The 21496-nt window shown below is 68.3% G+C and carries 25 protein-coding genes and 2 pseudogenes; 19 read left to right on the top strand and 8 right to left on the bottom strand.

What is annotated here, in order from left to right; genetic code table 11:
• The first annotated feature begins 237 nt into the window (after nucleotides 1–237).
• From ON34_RS11115 to ON34_RS11095, 5 genes are all read left to right on the top strand, one after another.
• Nucleotides 238–1620, top strand: a complete 1383-nt coding sequence (locus ON34_RS11115; protein WP_040778382.1) for a hemolysin family protein — start codon at nucleotides 238–240, stop codon at nucleotides 1618–1620.
• Nucleotides 1613–2677: a hemolysin family protein gene (locus tag ON34_RS11110; protein ID WP_040778000.1), complete on the top strand. Its 1065-nt coding sequence runs from the start codon at nucleotides 1613–1615 to the stop codon at nucleotides 2675–2677. The genes ON34_RS11115 and ON34_RS11110 overlap by 8 nt, the downstream gene beginning before the upstream one ends.
• Nucleotides 2678–2696: 19 nt before the next feature.
• Nucleotides 2697–3635, top strand: coding sequence for a hypothetical protein (locus ON34_RS11105; protein WP_040777997.1), 939 nt, complete (start codon nucleotides 2697–2699; stop codon nucleotides 3633–3635).
• Nucleotides 3636–3800: 165 nt separating this feature from the next.
• Nucleotides 3801–5375 (top strand): LVIVD repeat-containing protein, encoded by a 1575-nt coding sequence (locus ON34_RS11100; RefSeq protein ID WP_040777994.1) that lies wholly within the window; start codon nucleotides 3801–3803, stop codon nucleotides 5373–5375.
• Nucleotides 5376–5377: 2 nt separating this feature from the next.
• On the top strand, nucleotides 5378–6019 hold the full coding sequence (locus tag ON34_RS11095) for a DUF305 domain-containing protein (RefSeq protein ID WP_040777991.1): 642 nt from the start codon (nucleotides 5378–5380) through the stop codon (nucleotides 6017–6019).
• A 13-nt stretch (nucleotides 6020–6032) separates the two neighbouring features.
• Here ON34_RS11095 and ON34_RS11090 read toward each other — a convergent pair whose 3' ends face one another.
• On the bottom strand, nucleotides 6033–6791 hold the full coding sequence (locus ON34_RS11090; protein ID WP_040777988.1) for an NAD(P)H-dependent oxidoreductase: 759 nt from the start codon (nucleotides 6789–6791) through the stop codon (nucleotides 6033–6035).
• A 239-nt stretch (nucleotides 6792–7030) separates the two neighbouring features.
• Here ON34_RS11090 and ON34_RS11085 point away from each other — a divergent pair, with 239 nt between their 5' ends.
• Nucleotides 7031–7765, top strand: coding sequence for a PaaI family thioesterase (locus tag ON34_RS11085; protein WP_040777985.1), 735 nt, complete (start codon nucleotides 7031–7033; stop codon nucleotides 7763–7765).
• A gap of 45 nt (nucleotides 7766–7810) precedes the next feature.
• On the opposite strand, the gene ON34_RS33475 is transcribed toward ON34_RS11085, so the two are convergent.
• Nucleotides 7811–8380, bottom strand: coding sequence for a hypothetical protein (locus tag ON34_RS33475; RefSeq protein ID WP_157172258.1), 570 nt, complete (start codon nucleotides 8378–8380; stop codon nucleotides 7811–7813).
• 348 nt (nucleotides 8381–8728) lie between these two features.
• Nucleotides 8729–10909 carry a malate synthase G gene (locus ON34_RS11075; protein ID WP_040777983.1) on the bottom strand — a complete coding sequence of 727 codons (2181 nt, stop codon included), beginning with the start codon at nucleotides 10907–10909 and terminating at the stop codon, nucleotides 8729–8731.
• 243 nt (nucleotides 10910–11152) lie between these two features.
• Between ON34_RS11075 and ON34_RS11070 the strand changes: the two genes are divergently transcribed.
• Genes ON34_RS11070 through ON34_RS11060 form a run of 3 tightly spaced genes read left to right on the top strand, consistent with a single transcriptional unit; the run spans nucleotide 11153 to nucleotide 13574 of the window.
• The gene (locus tag ON34_RS11070) at nucleotides 11153–11893 is read left to right on the top strand and encodes an SDR family NAD(P)-dependent oxidoreductase (RefSeq protein ID WP_040777980.1); all 741 of its coding nucleotides are present in this window, start codon (nucleotides 11153–11155) and stop codon (nucleotides 11891–11893) included.
• Nucleotides 11890–12939 carry a zinc-binding dehydrogenase gene (locus ON34_RS11065; RefSeq protein WP_040777977.1) on the top strand — a complete coding sequence of 350 codons (1050 nt, stop codon included), beginning with the start codon at nucleotides 11890–11892 and terminating at the stop codon, nucleotides 12937–12939. The genes ON34_RS11070 and ON34_RS11065 overlap by 4 nt, the downstream gene beginning before the upstream one ends.
• Entirely contained in the window at nucleotides 12936–13574 is a 639-nt protein-coding gene (locus ON34_RS11060) for a TetR/AcrR family transcriptional regulator (RefSeq protein ID WP_040777974.1), read from the top strand. The genes ON34_RS11065 and ON34_RS11060 overlap by 4 nt, the downstream gene beginning before the upstream one ends.
• Nucleotides 13575–13693: 119 nt before the next feature.
• Here the strand turns inward: ON34_RS11060 and ON34_RS34545 are convergent, their stop codons facing one another.
• Nucleotides 13694–13861, bottom strand: coding sequence for a hypothetical protein (locus ON34_RS34545; RefSeq protein WP_245547981.1), 168 nt, complete (start codon nucleotides 13859–13861; stop codon nucleotides 13694–13696).
• An 86-nt stretch (nucleotides 13862–13947) separates the two neighbouring features.
• Here ON34_RS34545 and ON34_RS11055 point away from each other — a divergent pair, with 86 nt between their 5' ends.
• The 6 genes from ON34_RS11055 (at nucleotide 13948) to ON34_RS11035 (ending at nucleotide 17703) form a co-directional block, all read left to right on the top strand.
• Nucleotides 13948–14190, top strand: coding sequence for a hypothetical protein (locus tag ON34_RS11055; protein ID WP_245547980.1), 243 nt, complete (start codon nucleotides 13948–13950; stop codon nucleotides 14188–14190).
• A 36-nt stretch (nucleotides 14191–14226) separates the two neighbouring features.
• Complete coding sequence (locus ON34_RS11050; RefSeq protein WP_040777968.1) at nucleotides 14227–14763, top strand: DM13 domain-containing protein; 537 nt, start codon at nucleotides 14227–14229, stop codon at nucleotides 14761–14763.
• A gap of 121 nt (nucleotides 14764–14884) precedes the next feature.
• Entirely contained in the window at nucleotides 14885–15016 is a 132-nt protein-coding gene (locus ON34_RS38060) for a hypothetical protein (RefSeq protein WP_281032444.1), read from the top strand.
• Nucleotides 15017–15070: 54 nt separating this feature from the next.
• Nucleotides 15071–15616, top strand: a complete 546-nt coding sequence (locus tag ON34_RS11045) for an HNH endonuclease (RefSeq protein ID WP_040778376.1) — start codon at nucleotides 15071–15073, stop codon at nucleotides 15614–15616.
• Nucleotides 15617–15644: 28 nt separating this feature from the next.
• The gene (locus ON34_RS11040; protein ID WP_040777965.1) at nucleotides 15645–15917 is read left to right on the top strand and encodes a WhiB family transcriptional regulator; all 273 of its coding nucleotides are present in this window, start codon (nucleotides 15645–15647) and stop codon (nucleotides 15915–15917) included.
• Nucleotides 15918–16038: 121 nt separating this feature from the next.
• Nucleotides 16039–17703 carry a VWA domain-containing protein gene (locus tag ON34_RS11035; protein ID WP_040777962.1) on the top strand — a complete coding sequence of 555 codons (1665 nt, stop codon included), beginning with the start codon at nucleotides 16039–16041 and terminating at the stop codon, nucleotides 17701–17703.
• On the opposite strand, the pseudogene ON34_RS37015 reads toward ON34_RS11035, so the two are convergent.
• A pseudogene (locus ON34_RS37015) lies at nucleotides 17690–18379 on the bottom strand (IS256 family transposase). The gene ON34_RS11035 and the pseudogene ON34_RS37015 overlap by 14 nt on opposite strands.
• A 295-nt stretch (nucleotides 18380–18674) precedes the next feature.
• On the opposite strand from ON34_RS37015, the gene ON34_RS11025 reads away from it, so the two are divergent.
• The gene (locus tag ON34_RS11025) at nucleotides 18675–19580 is read left to right on the top strand and encodes a class I SAM-dependent methyltransferase (protein ID WP_051022369.1); all 906 of its coding nucleotides are present in this window, start codon (nucleotides 18675–18677) and stop codon (nucleotides 19578–19580) included.
• Between the two features lie 79 nt (nucleotides 19581–19659).
• Here ON34_RS11025 and ON34_RS38525 read toward each other — a convergent pair.
• A pseudogene (locus ON34_RS38525) lies at nucleotides 19660–19842 on the bottom strand (transposase); the annotation flags it as partial.
• A gap of 96 nt (nucleotides 19843–19938) precedes the next feature.
• Here ON34_RS38525 and ON34_RS36755 point away from each other — a divergent pair.
• Nucleotides 19939–20202, top strand: coding sequence for a hypothetical protein (locus tag ON34_RS36755; RefSeq protein ID WP_169333860.1), 264 nt, complete (start codon nucleotides 19939–19941; stop codon nucleotides 20200–20202).
• Here ON34_RS36755 and ON34_RS34535 read toward each other — a convergent pair.
• Nucleotides 20160–20441, bottom strand: coding sequence for a glycosyltransferase (locus tag ON34_RS34535; RefSeq protein ID WP_245547995.1), 282 nt, complete (start codon nucleotides 20439–20441; stop codon nucleotides 20160–20162). The two genes, ON34_RS36755 and ON34_RS34535, sit on opposite strands and share 43 nt — an antisense overlap.
• On the opposite strand from ON34_RS34535, the gene ON34_RS37520 reads away from it, so the two are divergent.
• Nucleotides 20362–20550 carry a hypothetical protein gene (locus ON34_RS37520; protein WP_245547998.1) on the top strand — a complete coding sequence of 63 codons (189 nt, stop codon included), beginning with the start codon at nucleotides 20362–20364 and terminating at the stop codon, nucleotides 20548–20550. The two genes, ON34_RS34535 and ON34_RS37520, sit on opposite strands and share 80 nt — an antisense overlap.
• Nucleotides 20551–20586: 36 nt before the next feature.
• On the opposite strand, the gene ON34_RS11010 is transcribed toward ON34_RS37520, so the two are convergent.
• Nucleotides 20587–20964, bottom strand: coding sequence for a hypothetical protein (locus tag ON34_RS11010; protein WP_051022408.1), 378 nt, complete (start codon nucleotides 20962–20964; stop codon nucleotides 20587–20589).
• Nucleotides 20965–21059: 95 nt separating this feature from the next.
• Here ON34_RS11010 and ON34_RS11005 point away from each other — a divergent pair, with 95 nt between their 5' ends.
• Nucleotides 21060–21488, top strand: a complete 429-nt coding sequence (locus ON34_RS11005) for an SRPBCC domain-containing protein (RefSeq protein ID WP_040777952.1) — start codon at nucleotides 21060–21062, stop codon at nucleotides 21486–21488.
• Nucleotides 21489–21496 lie beyond the last annotated feature (8 nt).

The raw sequence follows: 21496 nt of genomic DNA, 5'->3' as shown, positions 1-21496 counted from the left end.
CGACACGCGCATTCGAGCGGCACCGGCCCACGCGACCCGATGCGTGGGCCGGTAGCATAGTGGTTGCCGGATAACGGCACCACGACTTCGCGAAAGGATCCAGTTGTCACCCGCGTCCGAGGGCGCCGCACAGGAGGGCTCCTCTACCGAGCCGGGTGACAAACCCGGCGTCCTCCACCCCGCAGTAGTCCCATCCCGCACAGGCCCCATCCCGGCACCGAGCAGGTGGTGCTGACGATGTCAGTCGCGCTCACCGCGCTCAGCCTGATCGGATTCATCGCTCTCACGGTCGGCACCGCCCTGTTCGTCGCCGCCGAGTTCTCCCTCACCGCGCTGGAACGCAGCACCGTCGAGGCGCACGCCCGCACCGGTGACGTCCGCGCCAGGATGGTCCGCAAGGCGCACCGCACGCTGTCGTTCCAGTTGTCCGGCGCCCAGCTCGGCATCACCATCACCACGCTGGTCACCGGCTATATCGCCGAGCCGGTGCTGGCCAAGCTGCTGAAGCCGGTCTTCACCGGAATCGGGCTCGGCGACACGGCCGGGCACGGCATCGCCCTCACGCTGGCTCTGATCCTGGCCACCTCGCTGTCGATGATCTACGGCGAGCTGGTGCCCAAGAACATCGCCATCGCCAAGCCGCTGGCCACCGCCCGCGCCACGGCCGGTCCGATGGTCACCTTCTCGGTGGTGTTCAAGTGGATGATCCATTTCCTCAACGGCACCGCCAACTGGGTGGTCCGCAGGCTGGGTGTGGAACCCGCCGAGGAGTTGCGCTCGGCTCGGTCGCCGCAGGAACTGGGCTCGCTGGTCCGTACTTCGGCCCTGCGCGGGGCGCTCGATCAGCGCACCGCCCAGGTGATGGATCGCTCGCTGCAGTTCGGCGAGCGCAGCGCCGAGGAACTGATGACGCCACGGGTGACGATCGAATCGCTGGACAAGGACGACACCATCGCCGATCTCATCGACGCGGCGGGCCGCACCGGCTACTCCCGGTTCCCGGTGATCGACGGCGACCTCGACAACACCCTCGGCTTCGTGCATATCAAGCAGGCGTTCACGCATCCGGCCGGTGAACGCGGGACCCTTCCCCTGCACATGCTCGCCCGCCCGGTCCCGATCGTGCCCGCCAGCCTGGACGGCGACGAGGTGCTCGAACGCATCCGCTCCCACGGCATGCAGGTCGCTCTCGTCGTCGACGAGTACGGCGGCACCGCGGGTCTGGTGACCATGGAGGACATCATCGAGGAGATCCTCGGCGACGTCCGCGACGAGCACGACGAGGAGGAGCGCGACGTACGGCGCGTCTCGGACGGCTGGGACTGTTCGGGGCTGCTGCGCATCGACGAGGTTTCCCGGGCGACCGGATACGACGCCCCCGAGGGTGAGTACGAGACCCTGGGCGGTCTGGTCCTGACCAGGCTGGGCCGCATCCCGATGGCGGGCGACGAAGTGGTGCTGCCGAATCCCCGCTCGCAGCAGTGGTCCGCGACGGACGATCCCGAGTCGGGCGGCTGGATCGCCCGGGTGGAACGGATGGACGGTCGGCGCATCGACCGGGTGCGTCTGATCCCGGTCGCCGCGGGCGCTCTGGCCACCAGGGAGCACAGCCATGGGTGATCTCTTCGGCGTGCTGCTCACCGTCGTGCTGCTCGGCGGCAACGCCTTCTTCGTCGCCGCCGAGTTCGCGCTGATCTCCGCCCGCCGCGACCGGCTGGAAGCGCTGGCCGCGCAGGGCAAGCGCAACGCGAACACGGTGATCAGGGCGGGCGAGAATCTCTCCATGATGCTGGCGGCCGCGCAGCTGGGCATCACCATCTGCTCGATCCTGCTCGGGCGGGTCGGCGAGCCCGCCGTCGCGCATCTGCTGGAGGGCCCGTTCGATCTGGCCGGGCTGCCCGAGCAGGTGCTGCACCCGGTGGCGTTCGCCGTCGCGCTGACCATCGTGGTCATCCTGCACATCCTGTTCGGCGAGATGATCCCGAAGAACATCGCGCTGGCCGGTCCGGAACGCAGCGCGCTGCTGCTGGTTCCGGTGCACTTGGTGTGGCTGCGACTGGCCCGGCCGCTCATCGCCCTCTACAACCTGTCCGCCAACCTGTCGCTGCGGCTGCTGCGGGTGGAGCCGAAGGACGAGCTCGAGGCGACCGTGTCGATGGTGGAGCTGGCCGAGATGATCGGCGAGTCGCGCTCGGAGGGCCTGCTCGACGAAGAGGAGCACCGGCGCCTCACCCAGGCGCTCGGCACCAGCGAACGCGTGGTCGCCGACGTGATGGTGCCGTTGCAGGCGGCGCGGTCGGTTCCGCTGCGCGGCAACGGGACGACGCTCGGCGACGTGGAGTCCGCCGTCGCGGAGACCGGCTTCTCCCGCTACCCGGTGCGGGCGAGCGACGGCTCGCTGGTCGGCTACTTGCATGTCAAGGACGTGCTCGACAAGGTCGCCGACGAAAGCGCCGGTCCGGCGACGCCGATCCCGCGCACCGATATCCGCCCGTTGCCCACCGTCGGCATGGGCACGACGCTCTACGAGGCGCTGGCCCGCCTGCGCCGCACCAACAGTCATCTCGGCCGAGTGGTCGACGAGCGGGGCAACACCACCGGCATCGTCGCCTTGGAGGACTTGGTGGAGGAGTTCGTCGGCACCGTCCGAGACGTCACGCACCGGGTGATCGAATGACGGCCCGGCGATCCGGCGGATGCTCCCGGGTGTCGGCGTGACCGCACGGGTGTTGCCCGGTGCGCGGTGGCGGGCGGCCGCCGCGGCGCACCGGGCCCGGCTCGATGGTCTGATCGGACCGTATCTCGAACGGCGGGCGCACGGGTCGTCGCATCCGGTGATCGACTTCTTGTTCACCTACTACGGTCACAAACCCGCCCAGCTGCGCCGCTGGCACCCGGGATACGGCATCGCGCTCGCCGACGCTGCCGAGTACGACGGCGCCCGCGGATATCACCGCGTCACCATGGACAGCCAGGTGGGCGATGCGGTGCCCCGCAACGTCTTCACCGCCGACCCCGCGTACCTGGCCAAGCGCTACGACACCCTCGCGTTCGTCGCGAATCTTTTGCGCGCCACCGCGTCCCGCCCCGCCCAGCTGTCCTGCTTCGGTCTGCACGAGTGGGCGATGGTGTATCGCACCGACGACATCCGCCACCAGCAGCTGCCGTTGCGGCTCGGGCGGGCGGGCACCGACGCGGTCGTCGAATCGATGTCCCTGCGCTGCACGCATTTCGACGCCTACCGCTTCTTCACCCCGGAAGCCGTCGGCCGCAATGCCGAGCCGCTGACGCGCGCCGACCAGCTCCGCCGCGAACAGCCGGGCTGCCTGCACGCGAACATGGACTTGTACAAGTGGGGTTTCAAGCTGGTCCCGCTGATCTCCTCCGAGCTGCTGCTGGACTGCTTCGAGATGGCTTGCGCCGCCAGGGAACTCGACATGCGCGCCAGCCCCTACGACCTGTCCGGGTACGGCTACGAGCCGGTCCGCGTCGAGACGCCCGCGGGCCGCGCGGAGTACGTGCGCGCGCAGTCGGCGCTGGCCGAGCGCGCGTCCGAGTTGCGCACGACCTTCCTCGGCGTCTGCGACGAACTGCTGGCCTCGGACGAACGAATCGGCACCGGCCACCGGGACTGACGCCGTCCCGGACGCCGATTCGGCGAAAATCTTCGCGAATCATGCGCGGGATTCACCGAAACCCTCCTTCAAGTTAACGAGTATTACTACCATTCAGTCAGTTCGGTGACTGTCCCAGTCAGCCCGGACAGCCCAGTTCCGAAGACGAAGTTGGGGGACGCGACGATGCGCCCATCGGCCAGACTGCGCCGCGCGAAAACGCTGATTCTGCTCACCATCGGCATGGTCACGGCCATGCTGCTGCCCGGGATCGCCTCGGCTGATCCGCGATCCGACCTCCAGGACGCCATCCACGAATTCTTCGACGTCGGGCGCGTTTCGGTCCCCCGCGCGGACTGCGGCCCCGGCTCCGCACCGGAGAACGGCTTGCAAGGCGACGTCACCGCGGCCGACCGGGACAGCGGGCGCAGTACCCAGGGCTATCGCTGCAATATGTCGTTCGTCGGCGGGTACGCGGGCCGCGGCGCGGGCATCACCTCCACCAGCTTCGAGCACTGCGCCTATCTGGGTTCGTTCTTTCCCGGCAACCTGATCAGCGAGGGACGCGGCGTCCAAGTGCTGGACGTATCGGATGCCGCGAATCCGCGCCCGACGGTCACGCTGACCGAGCCCGCCATGCTCGCGGGCACCTGGGAGAGCCTCAAGGTCAACACCGAGCGCAAACTGCTGGTCGGCACCGGCGTCCCGGTCGGTGAAGGCGTCGGCTATCTGTCGGTGTACGACGTGTCCGATTGCGCCCACCCGCGGCTGCTCAACCCGGGCCCTGGCACGAATATGCTGATGCCCCTGCCGATCACCACGCACGAAGGCGGCTTCTCCCCGGACGGCAACACGTATTGGGCGTCGGGGGTCGCACCCGGCTTCGTCAGCGCGATCGACCTCGCCGATCCGGCCAACCCGCGAGTGATCTGGCAGGGGCTGACCGGCATCGAGGCGCACGGGTTCGGCATCAGCCCGGACGGCAACCGGATGTACATCTCCGCCCTCGGCGGATTCACCGTCCTGGACATCAGCGCGGTGCAGCGCCGCGACCCGAATCCGCAGGTGCACCACATCGGCCGGGTGTTCTGGACGGACGGCTGGGCGACCCAGCACAGCATCCCGGTCAACTACGACGGCAAGCCCTACCTCTACACCGTCGACGAGGGCGGCTCCGGCGGTGTCAAACTCATCGACATCTCCGACGAGACCGCACCCAAAGTCGCCGGCAAGATCAAGCTGGAGATCAACCTGCCGCAGCACATCGACAGCAATATCGGCTCGTCCATGGGCGGATCCGCGTTCGCGTACGAATCGCACTACTGCGCCGCCGACCGCCGGGACAATCCGACCGCGCTGGCCTGCGGGTGGATCTCCTCCGGCATCCGGGTCTTCGACATCCGCGATCCGTTCGCCATCCGCGAGATCGCCTACTTCAACCCGCCCGCCCGCACCGGCCAGAACCTGAGCCTGTGGAACTCGCCGCACGCGCTGGCCTCGATCATCGGCGTGCCCTTGATGAGCACGCCGCCCGCGGTGCGCGCCGTACTGGAAGGACAGTTCAACCCGCTCGACGCCACCACGCCCCGCTCCGGCCGTCTCGCCTTCGGCGACGTGTCCACGGACTGGTGTTTCTCGCCGCCGGAATGGCGCGGATCGCAGCTCTACGTCGCCTGCTCGGACAACGGGTTCATGGTGTTGCGGCTGGACGACGACGTGTATTCGCCGCCGCAGAACCAGAAGTCGATCGTGGGGTCGTGACGATGTCAGCGTGGACACGAACCGCGGCCGCGGTTTCCGTGGCGTTCGCACTGCTCGTGCTCGGCGCCGCGCTACGACCGCTGGTGTTTCCGCAGAAGTCTTCTGCGACAGAGGTTCTCACCGCGGTGGAGATCGGTTTCGCGCAGGACATGACCGCGCACCATCAGCAAGCGCTGCTCATGGTGCAGCGGCTCGACCATGCCGTCGATCCGGCGGTCGCCCGAGTGGCCGAGCAACTCGACCGCACGCAGCGCGTGGAGATCGGCACCATGCTCGGCTGGCTGCGCCTGGCCGACGCGGCCCCGACCTCCTCGCATCCGATGGCGTGGATGCCCACGGAGCATCGGCATCCGGCCACGGCCCCCGCCGCGTCGACCGTGCGCCCGGGAGCCATGCCGGGGATGGCGAACACCGCTGAGCTCGACACATTGGCGGCGGCACGCGGCCGTGAGGCCGAAATCCTGTTCCTGCAATTGATGTTCCGCCACCATCAAGGCGGTATCGCGATGGCCGAAGCCGCCGACGGCCTGCTGCGCTCCGGTCCGGTCAAGGAGCTCGCCCGCGCGATGATCCACGGGCAGGGCCAAGAAGCCGGGGTGATGGGGATGCTGCTGACTCAGCGCGGGGCCGCGCCGCTGCCCTGACCGCGTCGCGGAGTCACGATGCCACGTGCAACGCGAATCCGGTCGCGCCGTCCACCTCGCGGCCTGGTTCCAAGCGCAGGCTGCGGTCGTAGTCGCCACCGCCCTGCGGGCGGTACCGGATCGGCTCCAGCCCGCGCAGGTCCGACATCCGGCGCCGCAGGTCGTCGGCGACCTCGTCGAAACGCTGCGAGCCGAGCCGGATCGTGTCGTGCACCAGGAACGGCGGCAGCACGTCCATACCCGTGTAGTACAGGATGCCGTGGTGAATGGGGAACAGCAGATCCTCGACCGGCCCATTGATGCCGCGATCGGAATACGACGGCTGCTTGCCTCCGATACCGACCACGAGCATCGCCCTCCGGCCCGCCAGCACACCCGCGCCATACCTCGGCATCGCCTTGCCTCCGGCCCCGTAGGCGAAGCCGCAGGTGAGGACCCGATCCACCCAGCCTTTCAGGATGGCGGGCAGGCCGAACCACCACAGCGGGAAATGCAGCACGACAGCGTCTGCCCAGAGCAGTTTCTCCTGCTCGGCGCGGATGTCGGGACTGAGCGTCCCGTTGTGGTAGGCCTCGCCGGAGGCGAGCATGAAATTGCTCTCCTCGACGGCGCCGAAATCGTCGGTGTCGGCGGCGGCCTTCCAGCCCATCGTGTAGAGATCCGAGATCCGCACCTCGTGCCCGTCCGCCCGTAATTGGTGCACCGCAACGTCTTTCAGCGCGCCGGTGAGTGAGTCCGGCTTCGGGTGGGCGTACACGATCAGTACGTTCATGCCAGCTTTCGTCACCCTCGGCGCAACAGCGCTCGGCGCGGGGGAATTCCACCGAGCCGTTGACCTGCACGGACGCCTGGCGCCGCGGTGAGCGGAATGCCGGGGGTGGTACATGGTGTTGCGCACTACGGCGGCCGGTCGGCCCGGTTCCGCACGGCGGCGCGAGATCATACCCGGTACGGCGGTATCGTCTGACGTGACCGGATCATGATCGTCGGCCGGGAGAGGTTGGGCTACTGATGATTCGCACCGATGCGTTCACCGTGCCGGGGCACGTGCGTGGCTATCCGGGCGTGGCGTTCGGCGGGTACGTGGCGGGCCTGCTCGCGTCCGCGAGCAGCGCCGCGGAAGTGCGCGTGGACTTCCGGCGCGCGGTCACCGTGGACACCCCGATCATGCTGTCCGCCGACAGCTCCGGCGGTGCGACGCTGACCGATCAGGACGGCGCCGTGCTCGCCGAAGCGTCGGCGTCGGTGGTCACGATCAGCCCACCGCCCGCGCCCCCCTTGGCGGAAGCGCAGGCAGCCACGGCCGCCGCGCAGGTGCTGCGCAAGATGAGCCACTGCTATGGCTGCGGCGCGGCCTGCTCGCCCGGCCGCGGGCTGCGGCTGTCGCCCTGGGCCGTTCCCGCGCACGACATGGTCGTCTGCGCCTGGACACCCGACCCAGCGCTCGGCGGACCCGATGGCCTGCTCGCCACCGCAAACGTCTGGGCGGCTTTGGATTGCCCAGGCGGCTGGTCCGCGATGGCGCTGCGCGATCTGCGCCCCGGCGCGGTCACCGCGGCCCTCACCGGCACCCAGCTCGAGCCCGTCCGTGCCGGTGAGCGCTACATCTCCTACGGCTGGCCGATCTCCCAAGACGGCCGCAAACACACCGTGGGCGTGGCCCTGGCCCGCACCGACGGAACCCTCTGCGCCCTGGCCGAAGCCCTCTGGATCGAGCCCCGCCAGCCATTGCCGTTCGAGTGGTGATCCGCGCCCACGCGTCGTTGTCGACGGGGTCTTCGGCGACCGGTCTCAGTGATCGTCCACGAACCGGTACCACTGCCGGTCGAACGCGGCGTACTCGATGCCGTCGAGAGCGGGCGGGCCGAGGTGGGGTGGAGTCGCCGGATCGCGGAAGTAGGCGAACCCTTCCGAATTCGATTCGCCCGCTTGGGTGTAGAACAGGCAGCCGCCGTCGCGGGGTGTGATGAAGGTGATGGTGTAGAGGCCGAGGCGGGTGCGGTGACCGGGGTTGACGCAATCGGCGGCATGGTCCTCGAGGATGGCGCGGGAAAGTTTCCAGCCGGTGCTCTGCGGGACGCCGTACAACGTCAGGCCGACCAAGACCGCGATGAGGACCGGTGACGCGAGGCTGTAGAAGTAGGCGCGGTAGCGGAACAACCCGAGCAGTCCGAACAGGGCGGCGATCCCGCCGAGCACGCCGAGCACCACCCACAGCACGACCAGCGTCGGGAACGTTCCCTCAGCGGCCAGCTGCCAGAACAGCGCTGCGCAGCAGACCACGACACACGCGGTCAGCAGACCCATCCACAGCACGAACCAACGGGGAGTGCGCATGCGCACGGGACCTGCGGAGTTCACGTGTTCAAGATACGGACGGCAACGGTCTCACGGGTGGGTATCGACAAGGAAAATCCCCCGGCCAGTACTCCTGACCAGGGGATTATGCTCGAATTCCGCATCGCCGCATGCTTACAGCGGCGGAAAGCCCGCCGAGCCGGTGGCCATCCAGTTCCAGAACATCGCCGCGCGATTGACGACCAATGCCACGATGTCGAGCACAACGCTTCCCATGAATCTTCCTCACAAATAGACGATCTCGTGCGGCACCCAGGGTAACGGACCGATAAACAGGATCGAAACTCGTGAAAAGCGAATCCCCTGACCGGAATTCGGCCAGGGGATTCGCGACGCCCGGAGACCGGGAGACTAGACGCAGGCCAGGGCCTTCGCCTCGCGACGACGGCGGTGCAGGATCGGCTCGGTGTATCCGTTGGGCTGCTTGGTGCCCTCCAGGATCAGTTCCTTCGCCGCCTGGAAGGCGATGCTGCCCGCGAAGTCCGGCGCCATGGGGCGGTAGTTCGGGTCACCGGCGTTCTGCCGGTCCACGACCGGGGCCATCCGCTCCAGGCTGGCCACCACCTCATCGGCGGTGACCACGCCGTGCCGCAGCCAGTTCGCCATCAGCTGGCTGGAAATACGCAGGGTCGCGCGGTCTTCCATGAGCGCGACATCCTTGATGTCGGGCACCTTGGAGCAGCCGACGCCCTGGTCGATCCAGCGCACCACGTAGCCGAGGATGGATTGCGAGTTGTTGTCCAGCTCCTGGCGCTTCTCCTCGTCGGTCCAGTTCGGCTCGGCGGCCAGCGGGATCTGGAGGATCTCGTCGACGGTGGCGCGGCGACCGGCCTTGGCGATCTCCTGCTGCCGCTGGAACACGTCGACCAGGTGGTAGTGGGTCGCGTGCAGGGTGGCGGCGGTCGGCGACGGCACCCAGGCGGTGTTGGCGCCCGCGCGCGGGTGACCGATCTTCTGCGTGAGCATGTCGGCCATCAGGTCCGGCATGGCCCACATGCCCTTGCCGATCTGCGCCTTGCCGGGCAGACCGGCGGCCAGACCCGTGTCGACGTTCCAGTCCTCGTAGGACAGGATCCACTGCTGGGACTTCATGTCGGCCTTGCGGACCATCGGCCCGGCCTCCATGGAGGTGTGGATCTCGTCGCCGGTGCGGTCGAGGAAGCCGGTGTTGATGAACACGACGCGCTCGGCGGCGGCCTGGATGCAGGCCTTCAGGTTCACCGTGGTGCGGCGCTCCTCGTCCATGATGCCGACCTTGAGGGTGTTGCGCTCCAGGCCGAGGATGTCCTCGATCCGGCCGAACAGCTCGTTGGTGAACGCGACCTCGTCGGGGCCGTGCATCTTCGGCTTCACGATGTAGACCGAGCCGGTGCGGCTGTTGGTCAGCTTGGCGTCGCCGACCAGGCTGTGCTTGGCGATCAGCGAGGTGATCAGCCCGTCCATGATGCCCTCGGGGACCTCGTTGCCCTGGGCGTCGAGGATCGCGTCGGAGGTCATCAGGTGACCGACGTTGCGCACGAACAGCAGCGAACGGCCGTGCAGCACCAGCTCACCGCCGTCCAGCGCGGTGTACACGCGGTCGGGGTTCATGGTGCGGGTGAAGGTCTTGCCGCCCTTGGTGACCTCCTCGGCGAGGTCGCCCTTCATCAGGCCGAGCCAGTTGCGGTAGCACAGCACCTTGTCCTCGGCGTCCACGGCGGCGACCGAGTCCTCGAAGTCCATGATGGTGGTGACCGCGGACTCCAGCACGACGTCCTTGACGCCCGCGGTGTCGGTGCTTCCGATCGGCGACTGCGGGTCGATCTGGATCTCGATGTGCAGGCCGTTGTGCTTCAGCAGCACCGAGCTCGGCGCCTCCGGATCACCCAGGTAGCCGACCAGCTGGGAGGCGTCGGCCAGACCGATGCTGGTGCCGTCCTCCAGGCCGACCTCCAGCTCGCCGTCGACGATCTTGTAGTACGTCGAACCGATGTGCGAGCCGGTGATCAAGGTGACCGAGTCGTCGAGGAAGTTGCGCGCCCACTCGATGACCTTGTCGCCGCGCACCTTGTTGTAGCCGGTGCCCTTCTCCGCACCGCCCGCCTCGGAGATGGCGTCGGTGCCGTAGAGCGCGTCGTACAGCGAGCCCCAGCGCGCGTTCGCGGCGTTGATCGCGAAACGGGCGTTCATCACCGGCACCACCAGCTGCGGGCCCGCGGTCACGGCGATCTCGTCGTCGACGTTCTGGGTGGCGATCTGGAAATCGGCGGGCTCGGGGCGCAGGTAACCGATCTCGGTAAGGAAGTTCTTGTAGGCGGCCCGGTCGTAGTTCGCGCCGGGGTGCTCGGCGTGCCAGGCGTCGACCTTGCCCTGGATCTCGTCGCGCTCGGCCAGCAAGGCGCGGTTGCGCGGGGCGAGATCGTTGATGACCTGTTCGGCGCCCGCCCAGAACGCGGCGGAATCGACGCCGGTACCGGGGAGCGCCTCGTTCTCGACGAACTCGTGGAGAACGCTGGCCACCTGGAGCCCGCCGACCTGAATCCGCTCTGTCATCTACTGCCTCACTTCCGAGAAAGCCAAGTGGGAAACAGGGCCATGTTACCCGCGGGTAGTGGTACCACCGCGCGACGGGTCATCCTGCCCTCTGCCCCATCCATTCCGCCACGCCATAGTGCACAGGTTCGTCACCCAGCGGGTCTTCCGGCCGTCGGCGGTCGGCCGCACAGCCCCTTGATCGTATCGCGGGACCGATTTAATGTACTGATCGGAACATTTATCGACACAGCAGGAGTTCAGGTGCCACTCACCGACAAGGTCGCCGTCGTCACCGGCGGGAGCCGGGGCTTGGGCAAACAGATGGTGCTCGCGTTCGCCGAAGCGGGCGCGGACGTGGTGATCGCCAGCCGCAAGCTGGACGGATGCGCCGCCCTCGCCGACGAGGTGACCGAGCGGTTCGGCCGCCGCGCCCTGCCGGTCGCCTGCAATGTCAGCGACTGGGCACAGTGCGACGCGCTGGTGGAGACGGTCTACGCCGAGTTCGGACGGGTCGACGTGCTGGTCAACAATGCCGGGCTGTCGCCGCTGTACCCGAGCCTGGATCAGGTCACCGAGGCGTTGTTCGACAAGGTCATCGGCGTGAACCTGAAAGGACCGTTCCGGCTTTCGGCGCTGATCGGCAGTCGCATGGCGGCCGGGGGCGGCGGCTCGATCATCAACATCTCCTCGATCGAGGCGGCCAGACCGGAGCCGTTCGCGGTCCCCTACTCGGCGGCCAAGGCGGGGCTCAGCGCCCTGACCGGCGGGCTGGCCCAGACGTTCGGGCCGACGGTGCGGGTCAACACCATCCAGTGCGGCCCGTTCGCCACCGACATCTCGGCCGCGTGGCCGGACGCACTGCGAACCCAACTCACCGAGCACAATGCGCTGCGCCGGGTCGGTGAGCCGGAGGAGATCGTCGGCGCCGCGTTGTTCTTCGCTACCGATGCCTCGGCGTTCTGCACCGGAGCGACCCTCGCCGTGGACGGAGGCTGGCGATGAAAGCACTGACCTACGAAGGCCCCCAGCAGATCGCGTACTCCGATCGTCCCGACCCCGCGCTGCCCGGACCCGACGGCGCGATCGTCCGGGTCACCGCCACCGGGATCTGCGGCAGCGACCTGCACATCTACGGCGGGCACGGTTTCGTGTCCACCACCGGCTACTGCGTCGGGCACGAGGCGGTCGGCGAGATCGTCGAACTCGGGCCGCAGACCCGCGGCTTCTCGGTCGGCGACCGCGTGCTGGTACCCGCTTCGGTGGGCTGCGACGGCTGCGCGCAGTGCCGCGCCGGGATCGTCGCCGCGTGCGCTCGGCACCCGCTGCCGGTCGACGCCTGCTACGGCCTCGGCGGCTCGCTGCCGGGCTGCCAGGCCCAAGTAGTCGCCGTCCCGCACGCCGCGGGAAACCTGGCGGCGCTGCCCGACGAGGTGAGCGACGCGGCCGCCGTCGTCCTCACCGACAACGCGCCGACCGCCTGGTACGGCGCCCGCCGGGCCCGCATCGCCCCAGGCGACACGGTCGTGGTCATCGGGCTCGGTCCGGTCGGGCTGATGGCGGTCCAGTCCGCGTTCGCGATGGGCGCGGCGCGGGTGCTCGGCGTCGACCTGCTCGCCGAACGCCGCAAGCGCGCCGCCGACCTCGGCGCCGAGCCGGTCGAGTCGGACGACCCCAAGCAGGCGATCCGCGAAACACTCGGCGGCGGCGCGGACGTGGCGATCGAGGCGGTGGGCGCCGACGCCACCATCAAGCTCGCGATCAGCGCGGTCGGGCACCGCGGCCGGGTCAGCGTGGTCGGCGTCAGCCAGAACCGCTCCTATCCGTTCCACATGATGGCGGCGCAGGTGAAGGAGCTCGAGTTCCACATCGGACTGTGCTCGGTCCAGTACGAACTGCCCGCACTGCTGAAACTCACCGCGGGCGGCAGACTGCGCCCCGAGGCCGTGGTCACCCATCAGCTTCCGATGTCCGACGGACCCGCGGCCTACCGCATGTTCGCCGATCGGGCCGACGGGGTGGGCAAGGTCGTGCTGGATCCGCGCCGATGACCGCGCCGTCGCGCCGCCGCGGCCGCCCACCAGCCGCCGAATCGACGGCCGGCGACACCAGGGACCGGATCATGCGCGCGGCGATCGACCTGTTCGCCGAGAAGGGATTCCACGGCACCGGCGTGGCCGAGATCGGCGAGCGCGCCGACGTGCAGCGCGGCGCGCTGTACTACCACATCGGCTCCAAGGAGGAGCTGCTGTGGCAGATCCTGCGCGACTACATCCAGCGGATGCTCGTCGACGCCGAACAGATCGCCGCTGGCCCGGAGGATCCGATCACCAAGCTGCGCGAGCTGATCCACAGTCACGTCCAGCTGATCATCCGCCATCAGCGGGAGGTGGCCATCCAGTTGCGCGACGTCACCGCGCTGACCGGCGACCGCGCCGCCGAACTCCAGGACCTGCGCGACCGGGTCCAGCGCTGCTGGCAGCGGGTCATCGACGCGGGCCACGCCGAGGGGCTGCTGCGCACCGACGACCACGTGGTCACCAACAGCGTGCTCGGCATGCTGAACATGGTGACGTTCTGGTACCGCCCGCACGGCGACCGCTCCCCCGGCGAGATCGCCGAGGTCCTCGCGACCACCCTGCTCGACGGCGTGCTGACCGACACCGCCCGACACCCGAAAGGCTGACCATGGCTTGATCGCCAGTTTCCACATCGTCATGGTCCGGAGGTCAGCCCCTACCAGCCCGCTGGCCGAGTTGCAGATGACCCAGGAACGCACGCCGCGGTCGGCACGAGCACCGATACCTACGACGCGCGGGTGACAGGGCCCCGGTCGCGCAGCGGATCCGCGTACGGCGCGACCGGGCTCAGCAGCAGAACCGAGGGCATGCGCCGGGTGAGCGCGGGCGGGCCGGTGAACATCACCCGGCCCGTGCGCAGGGCGTGCGCCAGCGGCAGCCGTCCCAGCCACACCTGATACAGCGAGTCGATATCGGAGCCGATCGGTACGGGAGACGCTCGGCCGCAAGACCGCTGCGGCCGAAGCGCTCGTGCGCAGCGTGCGTCTTGCCATCGAAACTGTCGGCGGCCTCGGCTATTCCCGCACCTGCGACCTGGAGATGCGCTACCGCGACGTGCACGGCTGCCTGTTCCATCCGCTTCCGCGGGCCGAGCAGACCCGGTTCTCCGGTCGCGTTCTGCTCGGACACTCGCCGATCGGCCGACGCGTCCACACCATTGTCATTACACGGTGCGGGCGCGTCTCATTACCCGGTGCGGGCGCGGGGTTCCAGGCAGAATGAGTCCGCAGGTGACGTGACGACGTCCGAGGAGATGCCATGGTGTCCGCACGCAGGATCGCCCGTTCGCCGATCACCTGGGTCATCAGCGTCGTGGTGGTCGCTGGACTCGTGGTCGGCATCGCCCTGTTCCAGCCGTGGCGGTTGTTCACCGACACCACCGTCCAGGAGGCGGCTCCCTCGGTCTCCGCCGTTCCGGCACCCGGTGCCGAGGTACCGCAGCCCCGCGCCATCGCCCGCGGCACATTCGTGTCGCATGAGCACGCGACGGCGGGCACGGTCGTGGTCTTGCGACTGCCGGACGGGAGCAGGGTGCTGCGGTTGGAGAACCTCGACACCTCCGACGGGCCCGACCTGCACGTCTGGCTCACCGACGCCCCGGTGCGCGAGGGCCGCGACGGGTGGTTCGTCTTCGACGACGGCGTGCACACCGACCTCGGCAAACTCAAGGGCAATCAGGGCAACCAGAACTACACCATCCCCGCCGACGCGGACCTCGCCCAGCTGACCAGCGTGGCCATCTGGTGCGACCGGTTCAACGTCTCGTTCGGCGCGGCCGAGCTGCGTCCGGCCTGATCGAGGGTGACTGCGCGCCCGAAAAATGACCCGACAACGGCGGGTGCGCTGTGCCACCATGTGTTTCGACGATGATCACCGCATCGAGGGTGGTCGCTGAGCAGCGAGAGGAGGGGCGGCAGTGATTCCGGAGACGACCAAGCGAATGGATGCCGAGATGACGCGGTTGTCGACCGCGAGCGACGCGTTCGGCGAACCCACCCGTGCGCGGCACGGCGAACCGGACGACAGCCGCCTCCAGGCCGTCGGCTGACCGCCCGCCGCATTCTTCTCCTTTCGCTCGATTCCACGAAACATGGTGATTCCCATGATGTTCCGCCGTGTCGCCGACCCGGTGGCGCTGACCGCCGACAACTGGATACACACCGGAGTCCTGGTGCTGAACGCCTCCTACGAGGCGCTCGACGAGATCAAGGCCGACCGGGCCGTGGTGCTGCTCGTCGCGGGCGCCGCGGAGTCGATCGCCGACCGCGAGCCGCGCTTCCCGATCCGATCGCGGCACGTGGAACTGGCTCTGCCGCAGACGATTCGGCTGCTGCGCTACGTCTACCTGACGCACACCACGCTCGTCGACGACGAGAGCAGGGCCACCCTGGCGGGCGTGCTGCGCCGCGACAACCACCGGTGCGGCTACTGCGCGGGCTGGGCCCGCACCGTGGACCACGTCCGGCCACGGTCCCGGGGCGGCCCGAACACCTGGAGCAACCTGGTGGCCTGCTGCGCTCCGTGCAACACCGCCAAGGCCGACCGCACCCCGGAGGAGGCCGGCATGCGTCTGCTCTGGGAACCGAAGGCGCCCACCCACCGGGTCAGGCAGCAGCGGCGGATCTGGAAGCAGCTCGCCGCCACCTGACCACGACCCGAGAAAGGAGAAGATCGCGATGACCCGCACCGCGACCACCGCCGTCACGGAACCGACCCTGGCCGACCTGCTCCCGCTCTCGGACTCCCGAGGGTGGCACCGGGCGGCCTGCCGCGGCGACCCCAACCACGAGGCCTGGTTCCCGTACCCGTCGCAGGACTTCGACTACGCGCGGGAAGTCTGCGGGCGCTGCCCGATCCGGGACGCGTGCGGCGAATTCGCCGCCCGCACCGGACAGTCCGGCGTCTGGGGCGGGCACGAGTTCGACCGCGGACGCGTGATCCGCCGGTGAGGTTCCGCCGTCGCGCCCGTCGGGCGCGGCGGCTCCTCCCGAGGGATCTCGGCGGGCGCACTCGCGGTGCGGAAAGAACCTCGCCGATCCCGCGCGGCGCGCGTGACCATACACTGACCGCGTGGGCTCTCATCGCAGCGGAACCAGATCCCGAGGCGTCAGCAAAGGTCCGGTTCTCGTAGTGGTTGCCGTTGCGTTGCTGGCCGCGATCGTCGTCGGCTGGTTCCAGCTGCGCGATCGCGCGGCAGACCAGGACAGCGCGGCGGCCGCCGAGTGCGTGGAGGGTCCGGCGACGCTGCATGTGACCGCCGATCCGAGCATCGCGCCGCACGTGCGCGCCGTCGCGGACAGCTACAACGCCACCCAGCCGAAGGTCCGCGACCACTGCGCGCAGGTCGCGGTGACCGCGCAGCCGTCCTCGGCCGTCGTCGCCGCGTTCACCAGTGGCAAACCGTGGGATCCGGCGCTCGGCCCGCAGCCCGCGCTGTGGATCGCCGATTCGACCCGATCGATCGAGTCCATGCGGGTGCCCGGATTGATCGAGGGCACGCCCGTGCCGGTGGCCGCGAGCCCGATCGTCCTCGCCGTGCCGGAGGAACTGCGCAGCGCGCTGGAGCAGGCCGAAACCTCCTGGGCGGATCTGCCACGCCTGCAACAGGGATCGCTGGATGAGCTCGGCTTGTCCGGCTGGGGCGGCCTGCGCATGGCGGTGCCGTCCGGTGACGCCACACTCGCCGCGGCCACCGCGGTCGGCTCCGCGGTGTCGGGCGCGGACCCGCTCAGCGCGGATGCCGCACGGTCCGGCCAGGTGGTCGCCGCAATCTCGGGCCTCGCCGTCGACGCCCCGCAAGCCACGGATACGACCGCCGCGCTGGCCGCGGTCGCGGCGCAGAACGCGCCGGTGCACGCGGTGGCGACCACCGAGCAGCAAGTGAAAACGCAACCCGGGCTGGCCGCCTTCCGGCCCGCCGGATCCGCGCTGGTGGCCGACTACCCGGCCGCGCTGATGTCCGGACCATGGGTGGACAAGACGCAGAATCTCATCGCCGGACGGTTCACCGATTACCTGCGCAAACCAGAGCAAGCACAGATCTTCGCCGCGGCCGGATTCGCCGCCGCGCCGCAGACGCCGAACGCCGCGCCCGCGCGCGCCGCGCTCGACAAAGTCCGCGCCACGCTCGCGAACCCGGTTCTCGGCGTGCGGGCCACTGTCCTGGTCGACGTGTCGGCGTCGATGGGCACCACCGAGGGTGCCAAGACGCGACTGGCAAACGTCGTCGCCGCCCTCAACTCCACGATGACGGTCATGCCGCCCGACTTCGGCCTCGGCGTCTGGACGTTCGGCAAGAACCTCGACGGCACCGAACCGCACAAGGTGGCGGCGGCCACCGCCGCACTCACCGACGACCAGCGCACGAAGGTCGCCACCGCACTGAGCGCCCTTCGTCCCAGCGAGACCCGCTCCGACGAGGCCTATCCGTCCCTGATCGCCGCGTACAAGAGCGCCGTCTCCGGATACACGCCCGGCCGCACCAATTCGGTGCTGCTGATCACCGACGGACCCGACGACGACTCCACGGTCACCGGCCCCCAGCTGGCCTCGAGCATCACCGCCGCGACCGACCCGGCGCACCCGGTCCGCATCGACGTGATCGTGCTCGGCGGCAACGGCACCCAGACCCTGCAAGCGCTCGCGCAGCAGACCGGCGGCAGCTACACCCGCCTGACCACCTCCGACGACCTCGGCTTCGGCTCCGCCGTCGTCAAGTCACTCACCACCCCGTAAGCGCTCGTCCGCCTCTCCGCGTCTTCAGGCCGTACTGGTCAGGTGACGGGGGATTCACGTTCAGGTCCTGCGTTGGGTGGGGAGTGTCCGATTGACGGTGGATCCGGCCTCGGTGTTCGGGGAAGTGGCCGCGGGCGCGGATCGCGCGCCGGTAGCGGGCTTTGAGCGACTCGATGGCATTCGTGGAGCAGATCACCCGCCGGATCTCGACGTCGTAGTCGAGGAGCGGCACGAACTCGGTCCACGCGTTGTCCCACGACCTGATGATCGCTGGGTATTGCCCGCCCCATTTCGCGGCGAACTCACCGAACCGCTGCTTGGCGGCGGCCTCGGTCGGTGCGGTGTAGACCGGCCGTAGATCCTTGCTCATCTGGTCCCAGTACTTGCGGGAGGCGTACCGGAATGTTGCGCAACAGATGGATCACGCATGTCTGCACGACCGTCCGCTCCCACACGGTGTTGATCGCATCGGCAGACCTTTGAGCCCATCACAGACGGCGATGCACACATCGTCCACCCCACGGTTCTTCAACTCGGTCAGCACCTGCAGCCAGAACTTGGCGCCTTCGCCGCCGTCGCCGGCCCACAGCCCGAGGATGTCGCGTTCCCCGCCGCAGGTCACGCCGATGACGACGTAGATCGGGCGGTTGGCGACCTGACCATCGCGGATCTTCACGACGGCGAGTTCGATACGTCGACAACCACCTGAGTACCGGCGGCGATGCCGCAAAAGCCAACCAGCTTCTCTCTGACGAGCACTACAGTTACTGCCTGGTTAAATGTTGCTCACGCACCGTTTCGCACAAGCTGTGAGATCTGTAATCTCGGATCCGGATGCCACCCGACCAAGGGCACCCCGGCCGCCCGATCCACGACTCGCAGACAATCGCGCCCCGAAGGCGGTCCAACCTCGGCTGTATTGCCGGAGGGCACCGACACGATTCGGCCTGCATGCAAGGAAGACCCGCACCATGACCGGTTACGCCCCTGTTGACCGTCAGATCCCGCCCCGCGACCAGCTACCCGACGAGTTCTTCGCGCAGTTCCTCGACCCGACTCGCACCTACAGTTGCGCGTACTGGAATCACCCGGACGACACCCTGGAACAAGCCCAGTCCGCCAAGATCGACCTTGCACTGGCCAAATGCGATCTGCGACCGGGGATGACCCTGCTCGACGTCGGCTGCGGCTGGGGTTCGACCATGCTCCGCGCCATGGACACCTACGGCGTCAATGCGATCGGGCTGACGCCCCACCGCAACCAGCACCGGTACGTACGAGACCGCCTCGTTGACCGGCTCATCCACGGCTGCCCCTACGGCGGTGTACGACGGCAAGGCTGGCAACAATTCGACCGCCCCGTAGACCGCATCGTCTGCATCGGCGCACTCGAACACATCCACCACCAGCGATACCCCGACTTCTTCGACTTCGCCTACCGAATAATGCCCGACGACGGAGTGCTGCTGATACAAACCGTCGTCGCCCATGACCCGCACGACGCGCAAGCGCACCAGGCACCGGCGCTGACGACCGAAACCGAATTCGCGTTCCTACGCGGCACCGTCTTCCCGAGTAGCCGGCTCCCACGATCAACCGGCCACAACCCCAGGGGAATCAACGAGTACGCGCAGGACGCCGGATTCACCCTCACCCGCATTCAGGAACTGGGATCCCACTACACCACCACCCTGGAGAGGTGGGCCACCTCTCTGCACGAGCACCGCGACCGGGCGATCGAACTCGCCGGACAACACACCTACAACGCCTACATCAGCTATCTGACCCAGTGCGCCGACCACTTCCGCCGCGGCCACCTCAACGTCATGCAGTTCACCTGCACCAAACCCGGCGCAATACAACCCCCACCACATTGATCCTGCCCGCGACACTCGATTTCCCAGTCCAGGTTGCCGGTGGAATCGGCCAAGGCGACCAAGGCGGTGAGCACCGGTCCCAGGTGCCGTCGGCGGCATAGCGGCGGTGCCGCTTCCACACCTTCTGCCATGGTCCGAAGACTTCCGGCAGGTCCCGCCACGGCAGGCTGGTCCGCAGCCGGTACAGCATCCCCTCCACCACCAGGCGATTGTTGGTGAAGTTGCGACCCACATGCGGGCGGCCACGTCTACTCTGAACCATGCCTCTATTCCTTCGAGAGGGTGTAGTGGTGTTGGCCTCCGTCGCCCGCTGCTGGTAACAGCGGGACAAACCGGCGGGGGCCGACTTGTTTCTAAGTTGTCCGCCGCATTCGTGGTCGTCGCGGTGTGGGCCGTCACCCCGCGCCCGGCCCAGCTCGCCGACATCCTCGACCGGCTACGAGGGTGGATCGCGGAGGACGCGGTCGGTGGTCATATGGTGGAGCCGAAGTGGGTCGGGATCGCGGTGTGCACGATCCCGACCGGGTCAGGGACGCTTCGCCACGGCGGTGCGCAGTACCGAGATTCCACCACGCACGATCAGGCCCATGGCGACCAGGGGCGTGGCCAGCAGCCAGGGTGAGCGGCGGTGATAGTCGATGTAGAACCGGCGACCCGTGGGGTACGAGTCGCCGTCGAGGGTGCTGATAAGTGCCCGACCAGACCGATCCGCTCGTCAGACAGCGCAGTTTCGACGAGCGCGGCGATCGCGCCGGGGCTGAGCTGGGTGTGGGGGTTGGCGATGAGCAGCCATTCGGTGTCGACTGTGGCGGCACCCTGGTTGATCGCACGGGTCAACCCGACGTTGTCGTGGTTTCGGATGACGGTCGCGCCGAACTTCTCCACGATATCGGCGCTGTCGTCGGTGGAGGCGTTGTCGACTCGACCAGGATCGGCACCGCGCCGCCCCTATGTGGTCGAGCAGGGCTAGGTGGGGCGCCAAGTCTGCCTGGTCGGTCGTCGTACCTCATCCCCCGAGTAGCCAGCGCCAACGTGGCAGTTCGGCGATTGCAGTGGTGAGCGTCAGTGTGGTGACGACGACGGCCAGCCAGGCCGGCCAAGTGGCCCAGGACGCGAGTACGGCGGCGGCAAGTTGGAGAACGACGAGACCGATGGTGACTGCGCCGGGGACAGGGAAGAGGACCTGTCTCTTGTCGCCAGGGGTGGCGAAGAGGGTCGGCAGCCCGATGAGCAGGACCAATGCCGCAACCGCGAGCGCGACCGAGTGATCGGCCAGTGCCCATGGGGTGGCGATCCAGGCAATCAATTCGGTGGTGAACCGCAGAATCGAGGCGAGACGTCCCTGGTCGGTGAGGTTCGGCGAGGTGATGGCGCGGGCGGACATGACGGACAGCGTGTCATACCCGCTGGTCTGCAATACTCGATGGTCTGTCAGGGCTCCTCGAGCCTGGCGCCGAGAGCTTTTCGCGAGGTTAGACGGTGCGTGAGATCACCACATCCATCGAGATCGACGCCACTCCCGAGCAGGTGTGGGCGGTGCTCAGCGATCTGCCGGCCTATGGGCAGTGGAATCCGTTCATCCAGCAAGCGGCCGGTGAGCTGCGTACGGGTGCGAAGCTGACGTTGCGGATGGTGCCGAAGCAGGGGCGGGCGATGACGTTCAAGCCGAGGGTGCTGGCCGCAGAGCCGGGGCGGGAGCTGCGGTGGATCGGGCGACTGTTGGTGCCCGGCATCTTCGACGGCGAACATCGATTCGTGCTCACTGCGATCGATGGCGGAACACAGCTGGTGCAAAGCGAGAAGTTCTCCGGGGCGCTCGTCGCGTTCACCGGCGCGATGATCGAAAACACTCGCGACAATTTCGTCGCCCTCAACGAGGCGTTGAAGAAACGCGTCGAAGGCGCCTAGACGTCCAT

Source organism: Nocardia pneumoniae NBRC 100136 (assembly GCF_000308755.1).
Taxonomy (GTDB): Bacteria; Actinomycetota; Actinomycetes; order Mycobacteriales; family Mycobacteriaceae; genus Nocardia; species Nocardia pneumoniae.
Note: the sequence above shows the minus strand (reverse complement) of the source record. Positions and strands in the feature narration are given on the sequence as shown.